Source organism: Kordia sp. E, from assembly GCF_056033805.1.
In genome coordinates this window covers 668167-691421 of the sequence record NZ_JBRASR010000003.1, presented here as the reverse complement: position 1 = coordinate 691421, position 23255 = coordinate 668167, and the positions used below count along the sequence as shown (strand labels likewise).

The window sequence follows — 23255 nt, the reverse complement described above, 5'->3', positions numbered from 1 at the left end:
AAATACTTTCTATAAAAAGAAGCACTATTCTTCGATCATTTTCATAAGTGTATGATGATTTATTCTACTGATGATTCCAGAATCATATTTAATATAAACTTGTTTGTCTTTAATAAATATTTGATAGTCTTTTGTTGGAAAAACTTTTAAGTACTTATCTACTTTCGTATTCTTTACCGTAAGCACGTTCATTCCCCATACTCCTATTTTTTTATATTCTGCTATAAGAAATCCTAATTCATCACCTTTTTGCAATGTATATACTCCAAAAGAGCCATCAACTTCTATTTTATCATATATCGCTTCCAGTTCTTGTTCTCCATTTGCGTTGTACAAACCATATTTGTCTTTTTTACGAACCATTATTTTATGATTGTGATATAAACCATCAGTTAATAATCCAGGCGGAATTATACCATTCATAGGTCCGTTACTATTTTTTCTATTACTCCCAGAAGAATTTACAGTGACATCCATTTCAAATGGAACAATGATTTCGTCGTATTCCATAGGCAGCAAAAAGCTACCATCTGACTTTACGATTCCCCATATATAGTTTCCGCGCTTTTTCTTAGCCACCAACATCATTGGTTGCTCTCCACGCAACAAGTATGGTTTTCCAATACTATCATATTTTGCAGGAATAACCTCTCTACCAAGCACTAAACCAAATTTTCTTCTATTCTTAAAAACGATATAGTTTTCATGATAATGACGTTCTACATCATTTTTGTGTGATTTTGTTTTGTGATATTCATAGCCAAAATTATAGGATACAATATCTAAATCTTCAACTTTATCAACAGGGATAACCTCAATGGTTTCTTCAGCTTTTTTTGCTTTATTTTTTATCGTTATGAATTGTACTTCATTTCCATTTTGCACAAATTCATATTGAAACGTATTAAATGAAGAAGGTTGTCTTTTTGCTTTCTTCTTTTTATCACTAGCCTTATATCTAGGATCTGCTTCTATTTCTTCTTGCGGTAATTCTTCAAGTTCTTTTTCAGTTGATGGTATTTCTTGTCCAATTGATAGATTAACAAAAGCTACACAACATACCAAAACGATTATTTGTTTACGAAAAATCATATTTCAAAAGTAATTACTTTAACTAAAAAAACCACTCTTTTTGAGAGTGGTTTTTGTGTTTTTATATATGTGTGTTATTGCACACGATACCAATTTTGTGTTCTGTATAGAAATGCCACATAACCACGCACATATAGTTTATTAGAGTCGTCAGTATCTAGCCAAAGTCTACATTTATATTCTTTTCCTTTTTCTGGATCAAGAACTTTTCCTCCTTCATATTCATTATCATCTTTGGTAAGTCCATTGATGATTACCATTCCTAAAACTGGCTTATTTTTTCGATCACCTTTACATTTTTCACATAAACCATCACGTTTTGCAGGGTTTAGAATTTCAATCACTTTTCCGTAGATTTTTCCATCTTTCTGATAGATTTCTACAATCGATTTTGCTTCTCCTGTTTTGTCGTCAATGGTTTTCCATTTGCCTTCTATGCTTTGCGCAAATGCAGCCTGAAAGCTCAAAAACACTATGGTTGTAATTATATAAAGTATATTTTTCATTAATACAACTGCACTTAAACTAGTTACCTAACATTCCTTTTTTCAGCTTTTTATCTGCTGGCTTGTCTGATAACCAGATTCCAAATAATGCTTTTTTAAATTTCAATCCTGAAATTGTTCCTTTTTTAGTTCCGTTTTTATAAACTACTACACCAGTTCCATTAATGTATGCAATATCAAAGATGTCTCCGTCATTAATTTCATCACTAAAAAAACCTTTAAATTTTTCTATTTCTGTTGAAATTGGGGCTACATTTCCACCTGTTGCATTTTCAAAACCTTCATTTACAGCATTGATCATTTTTTTACTAGAAATTAAGCGTGATGTAATGTGTAATTTTATCGCCATTGATTCATCAGCCTCCATGATATCTTTCGCATCACTTGATTTCTGCTTTAGGTATAATCCTCCAGAATATAATTTAAACCAAGCTTTCTTTCTAACTCCTGCGCCATTGTATACAAGCTCTTGACCTTCAAAATTTACTGTCTCAGGAAGTGTCGCTGCACCAATTTCTATTTGTGCATATGAAGCACTCATACCTACGATTAGAAAAGCGATTAACGCATAAATTGTCTTTTTCATTTTATATTGGGTTTATTTATAATTTCGTGTTGTAATATAGTACTTTTTATTATGCAAACATAATAAATTAGTCTACCTGCTTATTCATTTTTAACATATCTAAAGACGCATTTAACTCAAACCCTAAGAGTAATATATTAGCATTCAACCATATATACATCATTAGAATTAACAACGCTCCAATAGAACCATATAATTCATTGTATTGAGAAAAGTTTGAAATATAAATTCCGAACAAATACGATGTCAATACAATTAGTACTGTTGTTAATAAAACGCCTGGAGAGAAAAATTTTGCTCTTCGCCCTTGATACGTTCCAAAATGATATAGAATTGCAGTTCCAATGTAGACCATCAAAATAATAAACAGAAATTTCGCAATGTTAATAGCTGTTTCGTTACCACTTGCAACTTGAATACCAGTTGTTTTTCCTGCTAAATCACTTATGTATGGAATGACATATATTTCTACATATCCTAATACCACAATGGTAAAAATCAATAACAATGCCAAGATTAATCCAACACTTAAAGCAAAAGCATATTGCTTGAAAAAGCTTCTTCTTTTTTGAATGTGGTATGAGTTTTCAAATCCTGCAAAGATAGCACTGACACCATTTGCCATTAAAAATATTGATAATAAGAAGGTTGAAGAAAGTAATCCTCCACGTTTATTTTTCACAATATCTACAATGATTTCATTAAAAAAACTTGCTGTTTCATCAGGCAAGAACGATGTGATTGTGCTTATAAAATCTGCCTGAAAATTTTCAATTGGAACGTATGGTAGTAAGTTCAATAAAAATAGTAACGATGGAAATATTGCCATAAAGAAACTAAATGCAATTGCGCCTGCCCGAGAACCTAATGTTCCATTGGCAATTCCGACAATATACATTTCGATTAAATCGTAGATAGACAAGCCTTCTAACCCAGGAAGTTTTATTTTCTTGAGCAATACTACTAAAATGTTTAGCAGCGGGATTTTGGCTAATTTATCTTCGATGTCTTTAGACATTATTCAACGGCTTTTAGACTTAGATCTAAGTTGTATACAGAATGTGTTAACGCACCTGAAGAGATATAATCTACACCACAAAGTGCGTAATCACGAATAGTTTTTTCGTTAATTCCTCCTGAAGATTCTGTTAGGCATTTATCGCCAATTAATTTTACGGCTTTTCGCGTATCTTCATAGTTAAAGTTGTCAATCAATATTCTATAGACACCTTCCGTTTGAAGAATTTCTTCTATTTCTTTTAAATCGCGTGCTTCGACAATTATTTTTAAATCGCGATTATTTTCTTTTAGATATGCTTTTGTTTGTGTAATTGCTTGTGTAATTCCACCACAGAAATCAATATGATTGTCTTTTAGCATAATCATATCATATAACGCAAAGCGATGATTTACTCCGCCACCAATTTTTACCGCCCATTTTTCAAGCGCTCTAATTCCTGGTGTTGTTTTACGTGTATCGAGAATTTTAGTTCCTGTTCCTTCTAGCAATTCTACAAACATATTTGTTTTGGTAGCAATAGCACTCATACGTTGCATCGCATTAAGCACTAAACGTTCTGCTTTTAGGATGGATTGCGATTTTCCTGTAACGTAAAAAGCAATGTCGCCATATTTTACAGTAGCTCCATCTTCAATAAGTGTTTCTACCTCCATTTCAGGATCTACATAATTGAACACCATTTTTGCAAATTCAATTCCTGCAATAATGCCTTCATCTTTTACCAATAGTTTTGCTTTTCCTATTGTAGTTGCAGGAATACAAGCAAGTGAACTGTGATCGCCATCTCCAACATCTTCACGGATAGCATTTGCGATTATTAATTCTAATTCTTTTTGAAATTGCGTTTCTGAAATCATTTTTTATAAATAAGATAGTATTTATACCAAAATTGCAACGTTTAAATTGTATTTCAAAATTGAAACGGATAATTATTGGAAATAAAAAAGCATCATACATGTTTGTATGATGCTTTTCCTGATTAAAAATTTATTTTTTAGCAATGAAAACTATCATCTGAAGAGCACCAACAGTTTGAGCCAATATCTCTGGACTCTGTCCAACAAATTGTTTCAATAGTTATTGGTTGCGGATCAGCAACTTGACAATTATGACTTCCTGGTGGTCTTCCACCTTGTAATGCTGATAAGTTTCCAATTGTTTTTTTAGCTAAACTTAGTTTACCAATTTGATTCTTTTTTTTCATGATTTTAAATTTTAATGGTTAATAAATTTTAACTTAAAAATACACTGTCTGTTCAATCATAAAAAATGAAACTTATGACATTTTATAAAACATCACCATAATTTATTTTACTTTTACAGTATGAATGTAAGATTGCTCGCCATTGGCCGAACAGATGATAAACAGTTATTGCAATTGATTGATCAGTACCTAAAACGTTTATCACATTATGTAAAGTTTGAGTTAGATATTATTCCTGATATTAAGAACACTAAAAATCTTAGCGAATCACAACAAAAAGAGAAAGAAGGTGAATTAATTTTAAAGAAGCTCTCTCCTACTGATGTATTGGTTTTGTTAGATGAAAATGGAAAACAGTTTACTTCCGTAGAATTTTCAAGCTATTTGCAAAAAAAAATGAATTCTGGCATTAAGACCTTAGTATTTGTAATTGGCGGACCATATGGTTTTTCTGAGTCCGTTTACGCGAAAGCGCAAGGAAAAGTTTCCTTATCAAAAATGACATTTTCACATCAAATGGTACGACTATTTGTGGTAGAACAAATTTACAGAGCCTTTACTATTTTGAGAAATGAACCGTATCATCATCGATAAAATTATACTTATGAAACTCGTATTTGCCACCAATAACCCAAATAAAGTAAAAGAAGTACAATCGTTACTTCCTAAAGATGTTACAATTTTAAGCCTAAAAGATATTGGTTGTGAAGAAGATATTCCAGAAACACAGCCTACAATTAAAGGAAACGCAATTCAGAAAGCTCAATATGTGAAAGAGCATTACGGTTACGATTGTTTTGCTGATGACACAGGTTTGGAAGTGAATGCATTGAATGGTGAACCAGGTGTTTTTTCGGCGCGTTATGCAGGTTCGCAACGAAATGCTGACGATAATATGAATAAATTATTGAATGAACTTCAAGATGAAACTGATCGGTCTGCACATTTTAAAACAGTTGTAGCACTTATCCTAAATGGTAAACAACATACATTTGAAGGCATTTGTGAAGGAACAATTATTGAAGAGAAAAGAGGTGAAAAAGGTTTTGGCTATGATCCTATATTTATGGCAAATGGATTTAAAGAAACGTTTGCTCAAATTTCACTAGCAGAAAAAAATCGTGTGGGACATCGTGGGAAAGCAGTACAAAAATTGATTGATTTTTTGAACAAGAAGCAAAAAAGCTAATTCAAAAATTTTAAACCTGATTACCTAACATAAAACAATTACCTGATTCACAACAAAATACATAACGAACTTATTGCGAATCAGTTTATTATGCTTACACAGCAATATATAAAAATAAAACACTACCTTTGCCGCTTGAAATCCCAGAGCGGGATGAAGTTATGCAGCGTCAAGGTATTTTATTAGGTCGTGCGCTCCATGTAACTTCTCAAGACAGCAAGTAGCTGTACGAACCTTTATAAATTACATTATGACAAAATTTGAAGAATTAGGTCTTCAAGACTCGCTTTTGCGTGCAATTCAGGACATGGGCTTTGAAACGCCTAGTGAAGTACAAGAAAAAGCAATTCCAATTTTACTTAACGAAGACACTGATATTGTAGCATTAGCACAAACAGGAACTGGTAAAACTGCCGCATTTGGTTTCCCGTTAATTCAAAAAATTGACCCAAATAGTAGAACAACACAAGGATTAATTCTTTCTCCTACACGTGAATTGTGTTTACAAATTACAAACGAATTAAAAAACTACTCTAAATACGAAAACATTAATGTTGTTGCTATTTATGGTGGAGCAAGTATTACAGATCAAGCAAGACAAGTAAAGAAAGGTGCACAAATTGTTGTGGCAACACCTGGACGTATGCAAGATATGATCAATCGTCGTTTGGTAGATATCTCTAAAATAGAATATTGTATCCTAGATGAAGCTGATGAAATGTTGAACATGGGATTCTTTGAAGACATTACAGCAATTTTATCGCATACACCAGATGATAAAAGCACTTGGTTATTCTCTGCAACGATGCCTAGAGAAGTATCTACGATTGCTAAGAAGTTTATGCATTCGCCACAAGAAATTACAGTTGGGTCACGTAACTCTGGAACCGATACTGTAAGTCACGAATTTTACGCAGTAAGCGGAAGAGATCGTTATTTAGCATTAAAACGTTTAGCAGATGCAAACCCTGAAATATTCTCAGTAGTTTTTTGTAGAACAAAACGTGATACACAAAGTGTTGCTGAAAAATTAATTGAAGATGGTTACAACGCAGCAGCGATTCATGGTGATTTAAGCCAGAATCAACGTGATTTAGTGATGAAATCATTCCGTACACGTCAAATACAAATGTTAGTTGCAACTGATGTTGCAGCTCGTGGTATTGATGTAGACAACATAACACACGTAATTAACTATCAACTTCCTGACGAAGTAGAAACCTATACACACCGAAGTGGTCGTACTGGTAGAGCTGGGAAATCAGGAGTTTCTATGGTAATTGTTACGAAAAGTGAAATGCGTAAAATCAAATCGATTGAACGTAAAATTCAAAAGAAATTTGAACAAAAAGCCATTCCAACTGGAATTGAAATATGTCAAGTTCAATTATTTCACTTAGCAAATAAAATTCACAATACAGAAGTAAACGAAGAAGTAGAAAAGTTTTTACCTTCTATCAGTGAAATTTTCGAAGATACTACAAAGGAAGAATTAATAAAGCGTATGGTTTCTGTTGAATTTAACAGATTCTTCAATTACTATAATAAAAAACGTGATTTAAATCAACCGAAAGGAAATAGCGAAGAGAGTTCTTCACGTGGAAGAAGTAATGAACACAGTACACGTTACTTCATCAACGTTGGTGAAAAAGATGGATATGATTGGATGCGTTTAAAGGATTTCTTAAAAGAAACTTTAGATTTAGGACGTGATGATGTATACAAAGTTGATGTAAAAGAAAGTTTTTCTTTCTTTAATACTGATGTAGATAAAAGAGAAAAAGTTTTAGCACACTTTACAGATTTCAAAGTTGACGGACGTTTTGTTAATGTTGAAGAATCAACCAACACTGGCGGTGGCGGTGGAAACCGTAGACGTTCTGGCGGCGGCGGTGGAGATCGCAGACGTCGTAGAGATGGCGGCGGAAGCGGCGGTGGAGACCGAAGAAGAAGAGATCGCAGAAGCGAAGGTTCTGGTTCATCTGATGGAGGAAGACGTAGAAGAAGCGGCGGAAGCGAAAGCAGTGGCGGATTCAGAGGAAGATCAAGAAGAAAATAACAATAATATTGTTAATATTAAGTAAAAAGTGCGCTACGGCGCGCTTTTTTTAGTTTTGTTTAGTATTTTTATATAAAATTTAGTCAAGTTGGCTATTTTTAAACATTGCATACATGAAAAAGGCATTTACTTTTCTACTCTTATTTTTAACCATTTCCTCTATTACTGCACAGTCAGTTAAAAAGGAGGTGAAGTTGTACGCAAAAGTTATCAATGACGCAGATGACAAGCCAATGCCAAATGTGCATGTTGTAAACTTAACAACTATTAAAGGTGTTATTACAAATGAAAAGGGAGAATTTGAATTGACTGCAAAAGCAGATGATATGCTATTCTTTTCATTTCTTGGTTTTAAATCGATTAAAGTTCGTGTTACAAATGATATGTTAAAGTATAAAGGTTCTTCAACAATTCGATTGACTGAACTTGCATACGCTTTAGAAAAAGTAGTGCTTACTCCTTATCAATTGACTGGATATTTAGATATTGATGCAAAAAATGTTCCTATTCGACCAAATTACCGTTATCGTATTGCCGGACTTTCATCTGGTTATGAAGCTGGAGGAAATGCACCAGGTGCAATTTCGACGGTTTTAGGAGCTATTTTTAATCCTGGTGACTTCTTACAGAACTTGTTTGGAAAAAAGCAATCACAGATGCGTAAACTGCGTCAAATGAAGGAAGATGATGAAATTAGAAACTTACTAGCTTCAAAGTTCGACCGTCAAATGTTGCGTGAATTATTGCAAGTAGAACGTGTTGATATTGATGAAATTCTATCATTATGTAACTATTCAAAAACGTTTATTACAACTGCAAACGACCTTCAAATCTTAGATGCAATTAATGATTGTTATGAAGAATATAAAATCTTAAGCAGACAAAAAAAGAAGTAATTTATCTGTGCTATTTCATTCCTACGCATTACTTAGATACATCAATCAAACCTTACTAAAACTACTTAGATAATAGTTTTTTTGTGATCTTTTGATTTACAAAATTCATTTGTTAAAGCTCCATAAAATAACCATTCAACATGAATTCCTTTTCTTGTTTGGATAGCTGTATAGATTGTTGCCACAAACTCTATTAAGTTAAAAGTAAGCATGACAATTAAATAAATAATATGATTTCGAGTGAATATTCCATCACTATAAATCACTGAGACTGTCCACCAGAAACCAAAACTATTTATAAAAAACATAGATAGCTGTGATAATAATGCTTGCGTACAATGCCAACGAACAAAATAGGTAGATTTTCTATTGGCAAGATAAAATATGACTGTAGCAATAAGTGTTGCTATTGGTATCGGAAGTCCGACTACAATGACGACTAAAGAAATTAAATAGCTATTTGATGCTGATTCTGCTTCGTATTCTTCAGGTTCGTAACTAAATTTCTTTTCCTCTATCATAATCCTTTTGTGATATTCCAAATCCAATTAATGATTACAAGCGTAATCAATGGTATTGCATATTTTGTTTTTTTTAAATACGTTTCTACTTTTTTATAGAAGTTAAACAAAGAACTTCTTTTCGTCAATACATCTATAACAATCCAAAGTGGAGCAACAAACATAATAATCCCAACAATAAGACCTATTGGATTTATTAGTATAGCTTCACTAAGATTACCATTTGTTAGTGAAATAATTGAACGCGTAGTTCCACAGGATGGACAAGGTATACTTGTAATATTTTTTATAAAACAAACTCCAACAGAGTTGCTTTCTACCGTAGTAGTAGAAATATTATAATAAAGCCAAATATACCCTGTTATACAAGCTATAAATAATAATACATATAGCTTATTCCTGTTGAGTGCTGTTTTAATTTAAAAACTGTTGAATTTTTTGTAAATTCTTTTCTCTTGTAGCTCCTTGAATCATGAACCAGTCAATGATAGCCCAAATTCCCATTCCACCACAAGTTAAAAGTTTACCAACTCCAAGCCCAGTATCTCCAATCATAAATCTGTCTATACCTAAGTTACCCGCTAGGATTGAAACGATAAGTGTAGTTGTAGGATCTTTGAATTGAATAGTTGATAACATCGCCCATTTTGATTCATCAAGTGTAAGTAGTTTTTCTCTAATAGCGTTAATTTGATGACCTTCGAAAAATTTTCCGTTTGTCATAATGAACATGTCGACTTTTTGTGCTTCCATTGTTAGTTATTTAATTATTATTTATCCTACTCATATGGCTTTTTGGCTTCGCCCCGTTTTTTTTATAATGAAGTCAAGTCTCCATTTTGGCTGTTAATACTATAAATTTTGTTTGGGAACTGTAAAGGGTTTGTATGCAAATACAAGTTTCTAAACATAACGATAACACCAAAAAATGGAAATCAAATCTTGTAGATGAATTATTCTAATCTTTATGGTGTTAGTCGCCAATAAAACTATAATAATCTTCATCAAAATCAAAATTAATAATAAGGTTTTTAATCCTAAGAAAACTTTATACACTATCAAAAGCAGAAATATTAGATACAATTTCACATTACAACTGAGCTTAATACACACCTGAAATTCTATTTTTTTGTTAAAAATTTGGTACGCAATCGTTGTAGTTTTTGTTTTTTAATTGAATCTCAATTTCTGAATATGAAAATACTATTGTAACGCTTATATTGCAGTAGTTCAAAACTTAATTAACACCAAAGTATGAAGCCATTATTTGTATTATTTGTTTTATCTCTATTTATTTTCGGATGCAAATCTAACTCATCTGAAGCTACAAAAACGACCTCAAAAGAACAACCATTTGTATGGGAAGCTGCCAATGTATATTTTATGCTTACGGATCGTTTTCATAATGGAAATAAAGCAAATGATGTTGTATATAATAGAACAAATGAACCTGCAAAATTGCGTGGTTTCATGGGTGGTGATATGGCAGGAATTACACAAAAAATAAAAGAAGGATACTTTGATAAATTAGGCATAAATGCAATCTGGTTTTCTCCAGTATTAGAACAAATTCATGATAGCACAGACGAAGGAACAGGAAACACCTACGCTTTTCATGGGTATTGGACAAAAGATTGGACAAATTTTGATGCCAATTTTGGAACAGCCGCAGACTTTAAAGAATTAATAGATACTGCACACGAACATGGAATTCGAGTTTTAATGGATGTTGTCTTGAATCATACAGGTCCAGTTACTGAAAAAGATCCTGTTTGGGACAATAATTGGGTTCGTACTGAACCTGGTTGTAGCTATCAAAACTATGATACTGCGGTAAATTGTACATTGGTAGAAAACCTTCCAGATGTATTAACCAATCGTGAGGAAGCTTCTGATTTGCCAACGCCTTTAGTTACAAAATGGAAAGCTGAAGGACGTTATGAGCAAGAAACAAAAGAGTTAGACGAATTTTTCCAAAATACTGGTCTAGCAAGAAATCCAAAAAACTATATCATTAAATGGTTAACGGATTATGTCCGTGAATATGGCGTTGATGGATATAGAGTTGACACCGTAAAACATGTAGAAGAAGAAGCTTGGAATGCATTAAATGAGCATGCTAAGATTGCTTTTGCTGATTGGAAAAAAACAAATCCAGAAGCTGTTTTAGACGATAATGAGTTTTTCATGTTAGGTGAACTCTATGGATATGGAATTTCACAAAAACGTTTCTACGATTTTGGTGATAAAAAGGTAGATTATTATGCAAATGGGTTTGATAATTTGATCAACTTTCAATTTAGAAGTGATGCAAATCAAGATTATGAAAGTATTTTTTCTAAGTACAACCAAGTACTTCAAAATGATTTAAAAGGAAAAAGTATTATGAATTATATTAGTTCACATGATGATGGACATCCTTTTGATAAAGATCGAACTAAAACCTATGAATCTGCAACAAAACTATTATTAACACCAGGGATTTCACAAATCTATTATGGTGATGAAACGCAGCGTTCATTACGCATTGAAGGTACAAATGGTGATGCTACCTTACGTTCGTTTATGAATTGGGAAACAATCAACAATCCTGAAACGAAAGCTTTACTAACACATTGGCGAAAATTAGGAACGTTTAGAAAAGCGCATCCTGCAGTTGGCGCTGGAACACACAAAATGTTATCAAACAGTCCATATGCTTTTGCAAGAAATTACAAAGATGATACTGTTGTTGTTGGGTTAGATTTAGCAAAAGGAATCAAAGAAATTACAGTTGCCAGTCAGTTTGAAAATGGTGCAACTGTAACCGATCATTATTCTGGAAAAACAGCAAAAGTTGAAGACGGAAAAGTATCAATTGACTCTGAATTTACTATTGTACTTTTACATCAATAAAACTAGTTATGGTTTTGAAAACAAAGCCACTCTATTTCCCTCTGTATCAATAAAAACTGCCATATAGCCAGTTTCAGGAGAAATTTGTGTTTTTCCTTGTACAATAGTTCCACCAGCATCAGAAATAATCGCTAACTCATTTGCAACGTCTTCAGATGCAAAATATACCAATGATCCGTCGGTTTTACTTGGAATGTACGATTCTTGTTGTATCAACGCACCTGTACAATTTTCAGGAGCTGGTTTTGGTGGAAACCAACCGTATAAGACGCTTCCAAAACTTTGTACTTTAATGGAAACTTTAAAAACTGTCTCATAAAATTTTTGAGCGCGATCCATGTCTATGACAGGAATTTCAAACCATGCAATCATAATAATCTATTTTTTATTTTCTAAATATGTTTTTAAATCTACTAATCCTTCTTCAAAATCTTTTCCTACTGCTTTATCCATATTCATGAATAACATGAAAATGCTGAAAGGGAATTTGTTTTTACCCGAAAATCCCCAAGTAACTCTAGTTTCCGTATCATTCACAAATTCAGTACTTAAATACGCATCTGACTCAGATTTCCACGGTTTAAAAAAACGTAGTTTAGAAATTACTTTTTCGTTCTCAACAATTTTCAGAATTTCCTGCTCGCCCATTCCTACATCTTTATTTCCTTCCCATCGTGCAATGAAACCAACTTCTCCATCTGTTCCTTCATACGATTGTTTCATATTTGGATCTTTCTTTTTCCAAGGCGACCAATGATCTTGATTCTTGATAGATTTCATGAACGCGAAAGTTTCCGCTAATGGTCTTTTTACAATTATATCTCTAGAAACAGAAAAATTCTTGGGAGCTATCATTCCTAAAAGAATAATTAAAACAATTAATCCTATTAAAATGTACAATACAATAAGCATAATGAATGGTTTTTTTGGTTTTTCTACTTCACATATTCAGTCAAAAATCAGCATAAAAAACTATAAAACAACGACTTGCAACAGTAAGTATATTCTAAAATTAAGTTTTTATTTCTAGTATTCAAATTATATTAAAAGAATCCTTGTTGTTTTTTAAATTAGGTCATTACCAAAAAATTATTAATTTTAAATACTTAAAAACCTAACAGTATGAAATACGAAGCAAACTCCGTTGATGATTATATTGCTCAACTCCCTGAAGAACGAAAAGTTATATTAGAAAAAATGAGAGCTATTATTTTAGAAAATCTCCCTGAAGGATTTTCAGAACGGTTAGGCTACGGTATGCCTGCATATGTAGTGCCTCATGAAATTTACCCAGCTGGATATCATTGTGATACTAAACTTCCGTTACCATTTATGAATATTGCTTCACAAAAGAATTTTGTTGCCTTATACCACATGGGAATTTATGCAAACCCTGAATTAATGGAATGGTTTGTTGGAGAATACCCAAAACACTGTAAACGCAAGTTAGACATGGGGAAAAGTTGTATTCGTTTCAAAAAAATGGATGACATTCCGTATGATTTGATTACAGAATTGGTAACAAAAATGTCTCCACAAGATTGGATTGATTTATATGAAGCAAATGTAAAAAAGAAATAGTTTTTTAAGCATTATTTTCTTCGTACCGTTTTATAATATCGTCAATACTTTTGATTGTTTTTTTACACCAATCAAATCGTTTTTCTAGAATTTCTTCTTCGGTTAGTTTCCAAGGAATTTCAGAGTTTCGAAGTGTATTTGTTGCATGTTGAATTGTAATCGCTGCTGAAACTGAAATGTTTAAACTTTCCGTAAAACCAACCATTGGAATTTTTAAAAACTCATCAGCTTGCGCTAATACTTCTTCACTTAAACCTTCTGTTTCTTTTCCAAAGAAGAATGCGGCTTTTTGTGTAACATCAAATTCATGTATATATTGAGAATCTTCATGTGGTGTTGTAGCTATAATTCGGTATCCCTGACTTTTTAAGGTATCAATACATGCTTGCGTATTATTATAACGGTGAATATCAACCCATTTTTGCGCGCCCATAGCAATTTCCCTGTCCATTTTTTTACCCAATTGCGCTTCAACAACATGTACATCTTGTAAACCAAAAACATCACAACTTCGCAATACAGCACTTGTATTATGTAATTGATAAACATCTTCTACAGCAACCGTAAAATGTCGTGTGCGTTCTGCTAATACTTTTGTAAACAAACCTCTTCTACGTTCGGTAAGATATCCTTCTAAATGTTCCAATAAATCTTTATCAATCATTCTGCAAAACTATCATAAAAACATATTCGAGCAAAATAGTAGAAAACATTTGAGTAGTCTAAGTAAATTCATTAATTTAACCTTAAAAATTATTGCCGAATGAAATACCATGCATTATTGTGTCTCATACTCTGTATGACGACTTCTTTTGCACAACATACCGAAGAATTTTCCGTTAATTTTGCCGTAAATGATACAATCAATGATGCGAAAGTATTTGCTTTTGCAAATACGCTGCAAACATCTCTCTATAAGCTTGATAAAAAGTTTTTCTTAGAACATTTTGATTCAGCGTCTTTTGCAGATAAAATACTTATGAATGATGAAGAATCTCTGAAAAATAAAGATATTCAAGCATTTAATGAAGCATTTAAAAACGGTTTTTTGAAGAAGTTTGATATTTTCCCTGTGAAGATTATACAAAGCATCGAAAAGAAAGCTTCGTATGATGTGGTAAATTATTATTACGATGAGCTCGAAAAAAAATATCATTTGCTATTCAGAACTTATTCAGACAATGACGGACTCAATTATCATGATTATCAATTGAATTATGTAGCTGAAAAGTTTAAAATAGAAGATATATATATTTATACAACTGGAGAATATTTAAGTGATACCATCAAACAGTTGTACCTAATTAATTTACCAAAAACATATATGGATGGTATTGATAGGAAAGAAAATAGAAGGAATAACATTTTATTTTTTTATAGTTATCAGAAATTAATCGCGCAAGAAAAATTCAAAGAAGCATACGATTTATTGTCAAATTTAGAAGGTGATATTAAAGAACAAAAAGTAATTTATATCATGAAAATTCAAGTAGCTTCAGCCATTAGTGAAGTGTATTATATGGAAGCAATAGATGAATTGTTGAAACAGTTTCCCGATGATCCGTCTACACAATTGATGGCGGTTGATTATTATGTAATGTTGAAAGATTATAATGCAACAATGGCTGCGCTAGATGCGTTAGAAATTGCCACAAGTGACACATTTGTTGAATACATGCGTGGAAATTTGTCTTGGGAATTTAATGATTATGAAGCTGCAGAAAAAGCATATAAAGCAACAATGCAAGAATATCCAGATTTTGAAGCTGCACGATTAAACTTGTTATATATGTACGATGAAGCAAAAATGTTTGAAGCATGTGTTGCAATGCTTGATGATTTTATTGCGAATGATTTTTACACAAAACAAGACTTGATCAATTTTATTGATGCTAAAGCAAACGAATTAAAAAATATACCAACTTCTGAATACTATAAAGAATGGAAAGAAAAAAAATAGTTGTACTAACTGGCGCAGGAATTAGCGCTGAAAGTGGCATTAAAACGTTTCGTGATGCCGATGGATTATGGGAAGGACATGATATTATGGAAGTTGCGTCGCCAATTGGTTTTGAAAAAAATCCAGCGTTGGTACTCGATTTTTACAATCAACGTAGACGACAATTGAAAGATGTGTATCCAAATGAAGGACACAAAGCATTGGTAAATTTGGAAGAAAAGTATGAGGTTTCTATCATTACACAAAATGTAGATAACTTACACGAACGTGCAGGAAGTTCAAAAATCATTCACTTACATGGTGAACTTATAAAATCGAGAAGTACAAAAACACCGTATAAAACGTATACATGTACAGAAGATATCGTTTTAGGTGATTTGTGTGAAAATGGTGCACAATTACGTCCACATATTGTTTGGTTTGGCGAAGCTGTTCCTATGATTGAAACAGCTATTACCGAATGTGCTCAAGCAGATATACTAATTATTATCGGAACTTCCATGCAAGTATATCCAGCTGCAAGCTTGATTGATTATGTCCCGGAAAACACAAAAATTTATTTTATTGATCCAAAACCAGCGCTGCCAAATAAATCTTATCAAAATTTGACGGTTCATGCTGAAAATGGTTCTGTCGGCATACCAAAAGTTGTAAATGAATTATTGAAGTAGTTTAAAAATGGTTTTACATTTAGCATTTTATATTTATAATTGATTTTGTTGATTTGAAAAACAATAGTGTATCTAATTCTATTATTTCTCAATACTAAAATCTAATTCCTCAATACTAAACTTAATGCGCTTGCTCCTTACCTATTCCGTATATAGCTCTAGCATTTGTAACCCAATCCTCTAATTCTTTAATTTGTGCTTCTGTAAGCTCTGCATCACCATGTGTCCATAAGTATGAGGAAATTGGCATGTGTCCTTCTTCTACTTCTTCAATGATTTCTTCTAGTTTATGATCTTTTCTTTTAGTTGAATATGTGCTCCATTCTGAAAAGTTCAATTCATCCTTTCCATGCTTCACATGTCCGTCCATCCAATATGAAACTGGTTCTATATTGCTATACCAAGGATAACGAGTATTACTTGAATGACAATCATAACAAGCTGTTGTTAATATTTTTTGCACAGAAGCTGGTGGATTTGTTTCTGTTATAAAAGGTTCTAAATCAGTTACATTTCCTATATTTTTTTCGGGTCCAAAAAATTGTAAAATTATCAATGCAAATAATGCTAAAACTGCTATTTTTTTAAGTATCTTCATTTCGTTCTTCTTATTTGGTTTAAAAATATAAAAAGTATGACATTTGAACAACTCTATTCGGAGCTAAATTATGTTAATCATTCTCGCGAAAAGCGAAACTACTATGCAAACATCGTTTTAAACAATCTTGAATTGCTTCCAACCTTGCTTGATGTCGTATTTACTGTTGATGATAAAATTTCGGCAAGAGCTGCATGGTTGTTTGAGTTTGTTGCACGTGAACAGTTAGATGCCATTCTTCCACATTTGGACATTTACACAGAAAAAATGCAAACTGTACATTTAGATCCTGCCGTTCGTCCAATAGCTAAAGTGGCTGAATATTTGATTGAAGCATATTATCATAAATCACCAAATGAAACAAAAGAGAAATTAACACTTCAACATCGTGAAAAAATTACAGAAACTTGCTTTGATTGGATGATTAGTGATCAAAAAGTAGCTGTAAAAGCGTATTCTATGCGTTCATTATTTTTGTTAGGAAAAGAATTTGATTGGATTCATGAAGAATTAATCATCATTTTGGAACGTGATTATGCTTTACAAAGTGCCGCTTTTAAAGCAAGGGCTCGCGATTTAATCAAACGTATTAAAAAACTGCGACAGTAAGTAACTAAAATGTAGTGTAATAAATTTTATTTCGTACAACGGAACAAGTATATTTGTCAGCTTAAAACAACAACACAACGACAATGACGCTTACTCCGCTTAACGCAATTTCTCCCATTGACGGAAGATATCGTAACAAAACTATCTCATTAGCTAATTATTTTAGTGAAGAATCTCTTATCAAATATCGTGTTTTGGTTGAGATTGAATATTTTATTGCTTTGTGCAATGTGCCTTTGCCACAATTGGAAAATTTTGATGCTTCTTTATTTGACGATTTACGTAGTATTTATGAAAACTTTTCTGCTGAAGATGCACAAGCAATCAAAGACATTGAGAAAATAACGAATCATGATGTAAAAGCAGTTGAGTATTTTATTAAAGAGAAATTTGACAAATTAAATATCTCACAATATAAAGAGTTTATTCACTTCGGGTTAACGTCTCAAGATATTAATAATACTGCTATTCCACTTTCTATTAAAGAAGCTTTACAAGATGTTTATCTTCCAGAGTTGGTGACTGTTTTGGAAAAATTGAAAGCATTAGCTGCAGAATGGTCAAACATTCCAATGTTGGCAAGAACACACGGACAACCAGCTTCTCCAACGCGTTTAGGGAAAGAAATTGAAGTTTTTATTACACGTATTGAAGCGCAAGTTGAATCTATTTCAGGAATTCCACATGCAGCAAAATTTGGTGGAGCAACAGGAAACTTTAACGCACATAAAGTTGCGTATCCGTCTATTGATTGGAAAGCGTTTGGAAATGATTTTGTAGAACGAATCTTAGGATTGCATCATTCATTCCCAACTACACAGATAGAACATTATGATCATGTAGCTGGAATTTTTGATGGATTGAAACGTATTAATACGATTTTAATTGATTTAGATAGAGATTTTTGGACGTACATTTCTATGGATTACTTTAAACAAAAAATTAAAGCTGGTGAAGTAGGATCGTCTGCAATGCCACATAAAGTAAATCCTATTGATTTTGAAAATAGTGAAGGAAATTTAGGAATTGCTAATGCAATTTTTACACATTTATCAGCAAAGCTTCCAATTTCACGTTTGCAACGCGATTTAACAGATTCTACCGTTTTACGAAACGTAGGAGTTCCTTTCGGTCATACTATTATTGGATTTCAATCTACATTAAAGGGATTAAATAAATTATTATTGAATGCTGAAAAGTTTGAAAAAGATTTAGAAGATAATTGGGCAGTTGTAGCGGAAGCAATTCAGACTATTTTACGAAGAGAAAGTTATCCGAATCCGTATGAAGCTTTAAAAGGACTCACGAGAACTAACGAGAAAATTACTCAAAGCTCAATTGCTTCTTTTATAGATACTTTGGAGACTTCTGATGCTATAAAGTCTGAATTAAAGAATATAAACCCTAGTAATTACACTGGAATATAAATAAAAGCTAGTTTCCCAATATTTTTTATTAATTTTGCAAAGTTATAAATTGTGTAAATAAATGAGCGGTTTAAATATTAATCTAAAGAATCCTAAAAAAAACGAGAGTTTGACTACCAAAGAAAATATAGGACGATTACAAATTAAGAAAATTATTTATAATAAGGCTATCAAGTCATATATTCAAGATAATTATGAGTCTGGAGTACATTTTGGTAGCATGGATAATAACTTAAATGAAATTTTAAAGGATTTATCACTAGACTCCATTATGGAGAGTTCTTTAAAACTACCATTCATTGACATAAACAAGCTTTCTACGATTAATGAAAATGAAAATGAATTTTCAAATTTCAACTTATATGAAAACTTCACTTGTACTTTTGTGGCTAAAGATGGTATAAATTCAAAGGAGTATATGGAAGGTATTCGCAAATTGGAAACTTCTTTCTTGAATATCTACAATGAACAAGCAAATAAAGAAGTTAATGAGCTAGAGCATCAAAATAGAATGGCTATAAGAAAGAGAGAATTGCGAGAAATTATATTTTTCGTAGTTATCGCTATCGTAGCACTCGCTGTTATTTATATGTTTTCAAGATAAAAGAAAACTTATAAAATATATAAAAATTGGATAAATGTATATATAAATACATTTATCCAATTTTTTATTGTGGTATATTCATAAAATTTGAAAATACACCTAAATCCATTCCATCTGCGCTAAAGTCTTGTTCAGAAACTAGCTTATAGAGCTCCATAAATTTATTCATTGTCATATCATCACCAATGATACGTGCAACGGCAAAACCAACATTTTTGTCAGTTACAAACACGACAATTTCGTCAATAGAATCTTCATCACCTGTATATTTAATAACACCACGTGATCCCATACTAATGAGCTCTTGATATTTTTGTTGCTTTAAAATAGACTTTATCTTTTTATTTTCTTCTACGTATGCTTCTTTTAAAGAGTCCGATACTCTATATGCCAATACATTAACACGTTCAATAGCATCATATGCTTCTGTTTGTGCTTCATTCATATCAGAAGCAATTGGCGCTAAAATACTTTTAGGAATACTACTTGAAGAAAAACCTTTGTTTTCGGCATTTGTCAGAATATAGTTTTGCAAGCTATTCTTATCCGAACAACTACTAAAACAAACGAGTAGTATAACTACCGAGATTATTGATTGTAAATTTTTCATTTTTTGATTGATTGATTGATTGATTGATGTAAAAGTAAAAAACGCATCAATAGAACAAGCTATTGATGCGCTTAAATATTAGAATGTTATTTAGTTTTTCTTTTTCGCGTTTTTTAAGTGCTCTCCACCTGGAATGTTCATTTGATTTGTCAATTTTGAAATTTGATTCAAATCAATATCTCCTGTTAACGAAACCACAACTGTGTCAATGTCCATTTCACTATCTTTCACTTTATCTTGAATTCCAGTTATGAACATTAATAACTCTTTTACTTGTGTATCGCTTCTACCTGATTTTACGTAGAACATCATACGAGTACTTCCTTCTTTTACTTCCATTAACTCTTCTAAATCATTAGAACGCTTTCCAACCCATTTTTGAAGATCTGCTGAAATTTTTGAATTACTTGTTGCAATTGTTTTAAAACTTGTGATACTATTCACCATTTGCAAAAATTCTTTTGCATCAGGATCGTCAGAATCTAATCCCATTGTTGCAAGCATCTTAAACATTCTTGGCTTTATAGAAACGTATGCTACGTCTTCATTGTCTGAATATTTATCAAAAATATTTTGTCCAAATGTAACTAATGGCAACGCCATTAAGAATACTAATATTACTATCTTTCTCATGTCTTAATTGTTTTGTGTTATAAAAATTTTGTTTGTTGTTTCTGTAAATTGATTTAAATGATTGATGCTACTTGCTCCCGTATTAAAATTTTCGGAAACTAATGTCATCGTTTCTTTGAATTGTGCATACGCTAATTCAGCTTCTTTTCTTTCCGAATAATCTTTGTATTGCGTAACTCCAATGGCACTCATGAAGATTAATACAGCAGCAACAGAAATCCATTTTAAATAGTTTTTTCTAGGTTGTAATGGAACGTTCTTTGTGTATTGTTCTCCTTTTAAATTAGCAAAGTGTTGAAACATTGATTGATATTCTTGCAAATGTGGCGCCACATTGTCTTGCGAAAAATACAACTGTAACTCTTGTTCTTCTTGAACCGTTGTTGTTGCTTCAAAATACTTGTCTAATAATTTTTCTATGTTAGCTAATTCCATAGTTGTGTTTTTTAATAAGTTCTTGTCTAACGTACTTTCTTGCTCTTGATAATGCAACTCTAATTGCTGTCGGATTCATGTTTACTACTTTCGCTATTTCATCAAAATCATATTGCTCTACATCTCTGAGCTGAATAATAATTTTTTGCTGCGCAGGTAGTTGTTCTAAAATCTGATGAACAAAACTAACACTATCTCTTAATTCTACTTCTTTTTGTAAAGACGTATGTTCGTCTTTATAATTACTGTGAACTAATTTTAAATTACTTGCTTGTTTTGATTTTAATTTATCCAAACAATAATTTTTAGTCATTGTCATTGCAAAAGCTTCTACATTGTTAAACTCTGCAATCTTTGTTTTTTTTGACCATAATTTCAACAATACTTCTTGGGTTGCATCTTCAGCTTCTTCATTAGAAACTAGCAAACGCTTTGCCAATCTGTATAGCTTATCTTTAAACGGCAATATCATATGTAAAAAATCTGCCTGTTTCATCTAATGGTTGTTTTTGTTTTTCGATTGCTTATAAGGAAGACGAACGAGTTACAAATTTGTTACAAATAATTTTTATTTTGCAATAATCTCGCTACTTTTAGTGTTTATAAGTAAACCCACAAGTAAGAAAGTACTATGATAAAGAAAATTATGAATATAAAAAAATTGCTCTTCTTGTTTGTTGCTGCTTCAGTTGTTACTGTAAGTTGTACAGATCAAGATGATAACCTGTTTAGCGTTCCCTCAGACGTGGAAGTACAAGATTTTGTATGGAAAGGATTGAACCTATGGTATTTTTGGCAAGGTGAAGTAACGGATTTAGCTGATAGTAAAGATGATAATAGTGAAAGTTATATCTCATTTTTGAAAAGTTATCCAAATCCTGCAGATTTATTTGAACATTTGCGTCATCCTGATGATCGTTTTAGTGTTATTGTAAGTGATTATGATGAACTTCAGGCTTCTCAACAAGGAAATTCAGATTCTAACGGAGTAGATGTTCGCTATATATTTTTAAATAGTGGAAGTTCAGAAGTTATTGGATATGTTCGATATATTGTACCTAACTCAGATGCAGACGGAAAAGATATTCGTCGTGGAGATGTTATTTATGGTGTAAATGGACAAAGTTTATTTTTTAATTCTGACACAGATAACAACTTAAATTTACTAGATCCTACAAATTACACATTCAACTTAGCTGATTTGACAGTTACTGGCGGTGTACGTTCTATCACTCCAAACGGAAGAGATATCGATCTAACAAAAACAAACATTACTGAAAATCCAGTTTTAGTTGCTTCAACGATTGATGTTGGACCAAAAAAAGTTGGATATTTAATGTACAATCAATTCATTTCTACTTTTGATGCGCAATTAAATGGTGCCTTTGCAACTTTTCAAGCAGAAGGTGTTACAGAATTAGTATTAGATTTCCGTTACAATCCAGGAGGATTTGTCAGTTCTGCAATTGCTTTAGGAAGTATGGTAACAGGACAGTTTGATGGACAGTTATTTACTAAATTCCGTTACAACGATAAAATTCAACCACAATTAACAGATGCACAAGAAAACAGATACTTTGTAAATGCAATTAGCACAGGAGCCGGAATTAGTAGTTTGGGCTTAACTAAAGTATATGTTATTACAACAGGAAGTACAGCTTCTGCAAGTGAATTGGTAATTAACTCATTAGAACCTTATATTGATGTAATTCAAGTAGGAACGACTTCTAGAGGGAAAAATGAAGCATCTGTTTCGTTATACGATTCACCTACTTGGACATTTGGAGATTCACAATTAAATCCAAATCACAAATGGGCAATGCAACCCTTAGTTTCTAGATTAGAAAATAGCGCAGGTTTCTCAAACTATACTGATGGATTAGTTCCAGATATTGAAATTGCTGAAGACTTAACGAATTTAGGTATTTTAGGAGATGAAACAGAGCCACTTTTAGCTGCAGCTATTAATAGTATAGCAAATTCAGGAAGACCTTTAAATACTGATCGAATGAAAATTGTTCCTATTGATGCTATTACTGATACTAAATTGCGAACTATTACTGCTGATCGTATGTATATCGATTTAAAAGTTGGCAAAAACGATGACGGATTGCAAAATTATAAACTAGTGATTCCACAAGAATAATCTAGTCAGGTT

General features: G+C 32.1%; 29 protein-coding genes. 12 read left to right on the top strand and 17 right to left on the bottom strand.

All coding sequences use genetic code 11. The features are described from left to right. Positions 1-24: 24 nt before the first annotated feature. The 6 genes from ACUUYC_RS16255 to ACUUYC_RS16230 form a co-directional block, all read right to left on the bottom strand. Complete coding sequence (locus ACUUYC_RS16255) at positions 25-1092, bottom strand: hypothetical protein (protein WP_474267591.1); 1068 nt, start codon at positions 1090-1092, stop codon at positions 25-27. Between the two features lie 74 nt (positions 1093-1166). Further along, the gene (locus ACUUYC_RS16250) at positions 1167-1598 is read right to left on the bottom strand and encodes a DUF2147 domain-containing protein (RefSeq protein ID WP_474267589.1); all 432 of its coding nucleotides are present in this window, start codon (positions 1596-1598) and stop codon (positions 1167-1169) included. A gap of 19 nt (positions 1599-1617) precedes the next feature. Then, positions 1618-2184 carry a chalcone isomerase family protein gene (locus tag ACUUYC_RS16245; RefSeq protein ID WP_474267586.1) on the bottom strand — a complete coding sequence of 189 codons (567 nt, stop codon included), beginning with the start codon at positions 2182-2184 and terminating at the stop codon, positions 1618-1620. Between the two features lie 67 nt (positions 2185-2251). Beyond that, positions 2252-3202, bottom strand: a complete 951-nt coding sequence (locus ACUUYC_RS16240; RefSeq protein ID WP_474267583.1) for a YihY/virulence factor BrkB family protein — start codon at positions 3200-3202, stop codon at positions 2252-2254. Beyond that, on the bottom strand, positions 3202-4062 hold the full coding sequence (nadC, locus tag ACUUYC_RS16235) for a carboxylating nicotinate-nucleotide diphosphorylase (RefSeq protein WP_474267581.1): 861 nt from the start codon (positions 4060-4062) through the stop codon (positions 3202-3204). The genes ACUUYC_RS16240 and nadC overlap by 1 nt, the downstream gene beginning before the upstream one ends. 137 nt (positions 4063-4199) lie before the next feature. After that, on the bottom strand, positions 4200-4409 hold the full coding sequence (locus tag ACUUYC_RS16230) for a class I lanthipeptide (protein ID WP_474267579.1): 210 nt from the start codon (positions 4407-4409) through the stop codon (positions 4200-4202). 120 nt (positions 4410-4529) lie between these two features. Here ACUUYC_RS16230 and rlmH point away from each other — a divergent pair, with 120 nt between their 5' ends. From rlmH to ACUUYC_RS16210, 4 genes are all read left to right on the top strand, one after another. After that, positions 4530-5003, top strand: a complete 474-nt coding sequence (gene rlmH, locus ACUUYC_RS16225; protein ID WP_474267577.1) for a 23S rRNA (pseudouridine(1915)-N(3))-methyltransferase RlmH — start codon at positions 4530-4532, stop codon at positions 5001-5003. A gap of 10 nt (positions 5004-5013) precedes the next feature. After that, a complete protein-coding gene (locus ACUUYC_RS16220) occupies positions 5014-5598 on the top strand; it encodes a non-canonical purine NTP diphosphatase (protein WP_474267575.1) in 585 nt (194 codons plus the stop codon). Positions 5599-5848: 250 nt separating this feature from the next. Continuing rightward, positions 5849-7657 (top strand): DEAD/DEAH box helicase, encoded by a 1809-nt coding sequence (locus tag ACUUYC_RS16215; RefSeq protein ID WP_474267573.1) that lies wholly within the window; start codon positions 5849-5851, stop codon positions 7655-7657. 113 nt (positions 7658-7770) lie between these two features. Beyond that, the gene (locus ACUUYC_RS16210; protein WP_474267571.1) at positions 7771-8553 is read left to right on the top strand and encodes a carboxypeptidase-like regulatory domain-containing protein; all 783 of its coding nucleotides are present in this window, start codon (positions 7771-7773) and stop codon (positions 8551-8553) included. 65 nt (positions 8554-8618) lie between these two features. Here ACUUYC_RS16210 and ACUUYC_RS16205 read toward each other — a convergent pair whose 3' ends face one another. The 3 genes from ACUUYC_RS16205 to ACUUYC_RS16195 all read right to left on the bottom strand — a co-directional run bounded on the left by ACUUYC_RS16205 (position 8619) and on the right by ACUUYC_RS16195 (position 9827). Then, positions 8619-9074 (bottom strand): magnetosome magnetite crystal formation protein family, encoded by a 456-nt coding sequence (locus ACUUYC_RS16205; protein ID WP_474267568.1) that lies wholly within the window; start codon positions 9072-9074, stop codon positions 8619-8621. Next, positions 9071-9364, bottom strand: coding sequence for a DUF2752 domain-containing protein (locus ACUUYC_RS16200; protein WP_474268509.1), 294 nt, complete (start codon positions 9362-9364; stop codon positions 9071-9073). Before ACUUYC_RS16200 ends, ACUUYC_RS16205 begins: the two co-directional genes overlap by 4 nt. 124 nt (positions 9365-9488) lie before the next feature. Further along, a complete protein-coding gene (locus ACUUYC_RS16195) occupies positions 9489-9827 on the bottom strand; it encodes a TM2 domain-containing protein (protein ID WP_474267566.1) in 339 nt (112 codons plus the stop codon). Between the two features lie 501 nt (positions 9828-10328). Here ACUUYC_RS16195 and ACUUYC_RS16190 point away from each other — a divergent pair. Next, positions 10329-11969: an alpha-amylase family glycosyl hydrolase gene (locus ACUUYC_RS16190; protein ID WP_474267564.1), complete on the top strand. Its 1641-nt coding sequence runs from the start codon at positions 10329-10331 to the stop codon at positions 11967-11969. Between the two features lie 6 nt (positions 11970-11975). Here the strand turns inward: ACUUYC_RS16190 and ACUUYC_RS16185 are convergent, their stop codons facing one another. Further along, a complete protein-coding gene (locus tag ACUUYC_RS16185) occupies positions 11976-12341 on the bottom strand; it encodes a VOC family protein (RefSeq protein ID WP_474267562.1) in 366 nt (121 codons plus the stop codon). 6 nt (positions 12342-12347) lie between these two features. Beyond that, positions 12348-12881 carry an SRPBCC family protein gene (locus ACUUYC_RS16180; protein WP_474267560.1) on the bottom strand — a complete coding sequence of 178 codons (534 nt, stop codon included), beginning with the start codon at positions 12879-12881 and terminating at the stop codon, positions 12348-12350. A 210-nt stretch (positions 12882-13091) separates the two neighbouring features. Here ACUUYC_RS16180 and ACUUYC_RS16175 point away from each other — a divergent pair, with 210 nt between their 5' ends. Next, positions 13092-13550 (top strand): DUF1801 domain-containing protein, encoded by a 459-nt coding sequence (locus ACUUYC_RS16175; RefSeq protein WP_474267558.1) that lies wholly within the window; start codon positions 13092-13094, stop codon positions 13548-13550. Positions 13551-13554: 4 nt separating this feature from the next. Here the strand turns inward: ACUUYC_RS16175 and ACUUYC_RS16170 are convergent, their stop codons facing one another. Next, positions 13555-14214 (bottom strand): TrmH family RNA methyltransferase, encoded by a 660-nt coding sequence (locus tag ACUUYC_RS16170; protein WP_474267556.1) that lies wholly within the window; start codon positions 14212-14214, stop codon positions 13555-13557. A 99-nt stretch (positions 14215-14313) separates the two neighbouring features. Between ACUUYC_RS16170 and ACUUYC_RS16165 the strand changes: the two genes are divergently transcribed. Next, positions 14314-15510: a tetratricopeptide repeat protein gene (locus tag ACUUYC_RS16165; protein WP_474267554.1), complete on the top strand. Its 1197-nt coding sequence runs from the start codon at positions 14314-14316 to the stop codon at positions 15508-15510. Further along, positions 15492-16181, top strand: coding sequence for an SIR2 family NAD-dependent protein deacylase (locus ACUUYC_RS16160; RefSeq protein ID WP_474267552.1), 690 nt, complete (start codon positions 15492-15494; stop codon positions 16179-16181). The genes ACUUYC_RS16165 and ACUUYC_RS16160 overlap by 19 nt, the downstream gene beginning before the upstream one ends. A gap of 121 nt (positions 16182-16302) precedes the next feature. Here ACUUYC_RS16160 and ACUUYC_RS16155 read toward each other — a convergent pair whose 3' ends face one another. Next, positions 16303-16779: a heme-binding domain-containing protein gene (locus ACUUYC_RS16155; RefSeq protein WP_474267550.1), complete on the bottom strand. Its 477-nt coding sequence runs from the start codon at positions 16777-16779 to the stop codon at positions 16303-16305. 36 nt (positions 16780-16815) lie between these two features. Between ACUUYC_RS16155 and ACUUYC_RS16150 the strand changes: the two genes are divergently transcribed. From ACUUYC_RS16150 to ACUUYC_RS16140, 3 genes are all read left to right on the top strand, one after another. After that, positions 16816-17388, top strand: coding sequence for an adenylosuccinate lyase (locus tag ACUUYC_RS16150; protein ID WP_474267548.1), 573 nt, complete (start codon positions 16816-16818; stop codon positions 17386-17388). Positions 17389-17471: 83 nt separating this feature from the next. Next, positions 17472-18815, top strand: coding sequence for an adenylosuccinate lyase (purB, locus tag ACUUYC_RS16145; protein ID WP_474267546.1), 1344 nt, complete (start codon positions 17472-17474; stop codon positions 18813-18815). Between the two features lie 61 nt (positions 18816-18876). Further along, entirely contained in the window at positions 18877-19419 is a 543-nt protein-coding gene (locus ACUUYC_RS16140) for a hypothetical protein (protein WP_474267544.1), read from the top strand. A gap of 64 nt (positions 19420-19483) precedes the next feature. Here the strand turns inward: ACUUYC_RS16140 and ACUUYC_RS16135 are convergent, their stop codons facing one another. The 4 genes from ACUUYC_RS16135 to ACUUYC_RS16120 all read right to left on the bottom strand — a co-directional run bounded on the left by ACUUYC_RS16135 (position 19484) and on the right by ACUUYC_RS16120 (position 21593). Then, positions 19484-20029 carry a DUF4252 domain-containing protein gene (locus tag ACUUYC_RS16135; protein ID WP_474267542.1) on the bottom strand — a complete coding sequence of 182 codons (546 nt, stop codon included), beginning with the start codon at positions 20027-20029 and terminating at the stop codon, positions 19484-19486. A gap of 90 nt (positions 20030-20119) precedes the next feature. Continuing rightward, complete coding sequence (locus tag ACUUYC_RS16130; RefSeq protein ID WP_474267540.1) at positions 20120-20662, bottom strand: DUF4252 domain-containing protein; 543 nt, start codon at positions 20660-20662, stop codon at positions 20120-20122. A 3-nt stretch (positions 20663-20665) separates the two neighbouring features. After that, entirely contained in the window at positions 20666-21097 is a 432-nt protein-coding gene (locus ACUUYC_RS16125; protein WP_474267539.1) for a hypothetical protein, read from the bottom strand. Beyond that, positions 21084-21593 carry an RNA polymerase sigma factor gene (locus ACUUYC_RS16120; RefSeq protein WP_474267537.1) on the bottom strand — a complete coding sequence of 170 codons (510 nt, stop codon included), beginning with the start codon at positions 21591-21593 and terminating at the stop codon, positions 21084-21086. The genes ACUUYC_RS16125 and ACUUYC_RS16120 overlap by 14 nt, the downstream gene beginning before the upstream one ends. A 150-nt stretch (positions 21594-21743) precedes the next feature. Between ACUUYC_RS16120 and ACUUYC_RS16115 the strand changes: the two genes are divergently transcribed. Beyond that, positions 21744-23243, top strand: coding sequence for a S41 family peptidase (locus ACUUYC_RS16115; RefSeq protein ID WP_474267534.1), 1500 nt, complete (start codon positions 21744-21746; stop codon positions 23241-23243). Positions 23244-23255: the final 12 nt, after the last annotated feature.

Excerpts from the sequence above, each read along its gene's own strand:
- ACUUYC_RS16255 (WP_474267591.1), bottom strand. The coding sequence starts at position 1,092 with ATGATTTTTCGTAAACAAATAATCGTTTTGGTATGTTGTGTAGCTTTT.
- ACUUYC_RS16250 (WP_474267589.1), bottom strand. The coding sequence starts at position 1,598 with ATGAAAAATATACTTTATATAATTACAACCATAGTGTTTTTGAGCTTT.
- ACUUYC_RS16245 (WP_474267586.1), bottom strand. The coding sequence starts at position 2,184 with ATGAAAAAGACAATTTATGCGTTAATCGCTTTTCTAATCGTAGGTATG.
- ACUUYC_RS16240 (WP_474267583.1), bottom strand. The coding sequence starts at position 3,202 with ATGTCTAAAGACATCGAAGATAAATTAGCCAAAATCCCGCTGCTAAAC.
- nadC (WP_474267581.1), bottom strand. The coding sequence starts at position 4,062 with ATGATTTCAGAAACGCAATTTCAAAAAGAATTAGAATTAATAATCGCA.
- ACUUYC_RS16230 (WP_474267579.1), bottom strand. The coding sequence starts at position 4,409 with ATGAAAAAAAAGAATCAAATTGGTAAACTAAGTTTAGCTAAAAAAACA.
- rlmH (WP_474267577.1), top strand. The coding sequence starts at position 4,530 with ATGAATGTAAGATTGCTCGCCATTGGCCGAACAGATGATAAACAGTTA.
- ACUUYC_RS16220 (WP_474267575.1), top strand. The coding sequence starts at position 5,014 with ATGAAACTCGTATTTGCCACCAATAACCCAAATAAAGTAAAAGAAGTA.
- ACUUYC_RS16215 (WP_474267573.1), top strand. The coding sequence starts at position 5,849 with ATGACAAAATTTGAAGAATTAGGTCTTCAAGACTCGCTTTTGCGTGCA.
- ACUUYC_RS16210 (WP_474267571.1), top strand. The coding sequence starts at position 7,771 with ATGAAAAAGGCATTTACTTTTCTACTCTTATTTTTAACCATTTCCTCT.
- ACUUYC_RS16205 (WP_474267568.1), bottom strand. The coding sequence starts at position 9,074 with ATGATAGAGGAAAAGAAATTTAGTTACGAACCTGAAGAATACGAAGCA.
- ACUUYC_RS16195 (WP_474267566.1), bottom strand. The coding sequence starts at position 9,827 with ATGGAAGCACAAAAAGTCGACATGTTCATTATGACAAACGGAAAATTT.
- ACUUYC_RS16190 (WP_474267564.1), top strand. The coding sequence starts at position 10,329 with ATGAAGCCATTATTTGTATTATTTGTTTTATCTCTATTTATTTTCGGA.
- ACUUYC_RS16185 (WP_474267562.1), bottom strand. The coding sequence starts at position 12,341 with ATGATTGCATGGTTTGAAATTCCTGTCATAGACATGGATCGCGCTCAA.
- ACUUYC_RS16180 (WP_474267560.1), bottom strand. The coding sequence starts at position 12,881 with ATGCTTATTGTATTGTACATTTTAATAGGATTAATTGTTTTAATTATT.
- ACUUYC_RS16175 (WP_474267558.1), top strand. The coding sequence starts at position 13,092 with ATGAAATACGAAGCAAACTCCGTTGATGATTATATTGCTCAACTCCCT.
- ACUUYC_RS16170 (WP_474267556.1), bottom strand. The coding sequence starts at position 14,214 with ATGATTGATAAAGATTTATTGGAACATTTAGAAGGATATCTTACCGAA.
- ACUUYC_RS16165 (WP_474267554.1), top strand. The coding sequence starts at position 14,314 with ATGAAATACCATGCATTATTGTGTCTCATACTCTGTATGACGACTTCT.
- ACUUYC_RS16160 (WP_474267552.1), top strand. The coding sequence starts at position 15,492 with ATGGAAAGAAAAAAAATAGTTGTACTAACTGGCGCAGGAATTAGCGCT.
- ACUUYC_RS16155 (WP_474267550.1), bottom strand. The coding sequence starts at position 16,779 with ATGAAGATACTTAAAAAAATAGCAGTTTTAGCATTATTTGCATTGATA.
- ACUUYC_RS16150 (WP_474267548.1), top strand. The coding sequence starts at position 16,816 with ATGACATTTGAACAACTCTATTCGGAGCTAAATTATGTTAATCATTCT.
- purB (WP_474267546.1), top strand. The coding sequence starts at position 17,472 with ATGACGCTTACTCCGCTTAACGCAATTTCTCCCATTGACGGAAGATAT.
- ACUUYC_RS16140 (WP_474267544.1), top strand. The coding sequence starts at position 18,877 with ATGAGCGGTTTAAATATTAATCTAAAGAATCCTAAAAAAAACGAGAGT.
- ACUUYC_RS16135 (WP_474267542.1), bottom strand. The coding sequence starts at position 20,029 with ATGAAAAATTTACAATCAATAATCTCGGTAGTTATACTACTCGTTTGT.
- ACUUYC_RS16130 (WP_474267540.1), bottom strand. The coding sequence starts at position 20,662 with ATGAGAAAGATAGTAATATTAGTATTCTTAATGGCGTTGCCATTAGTT.
- ACUUYC_RS16125 (WP_474267539.1), bottom strand. The coding sequence starts at position 21,097 with ATGGAATTAGCTAACATAGAAAAATTATTAGACAAGTATTTTGAAGCA.
- ACUUYC_RS16120 (WP_474267537.1), bottom strand. The coding sequence starts at position 21,593 with ATGAAACAGGCAGATTTTTTACATATGATATTGCCGTTTAAAGATAAG.
- ACUUYC_RS16115 (WP_474267534.1), top strand. The coding sequence starts at position 21,744 with ATGAATATAAAAAAATTGCTCTTCTTGTTTGTTGCTGCTTCAGTTGTT.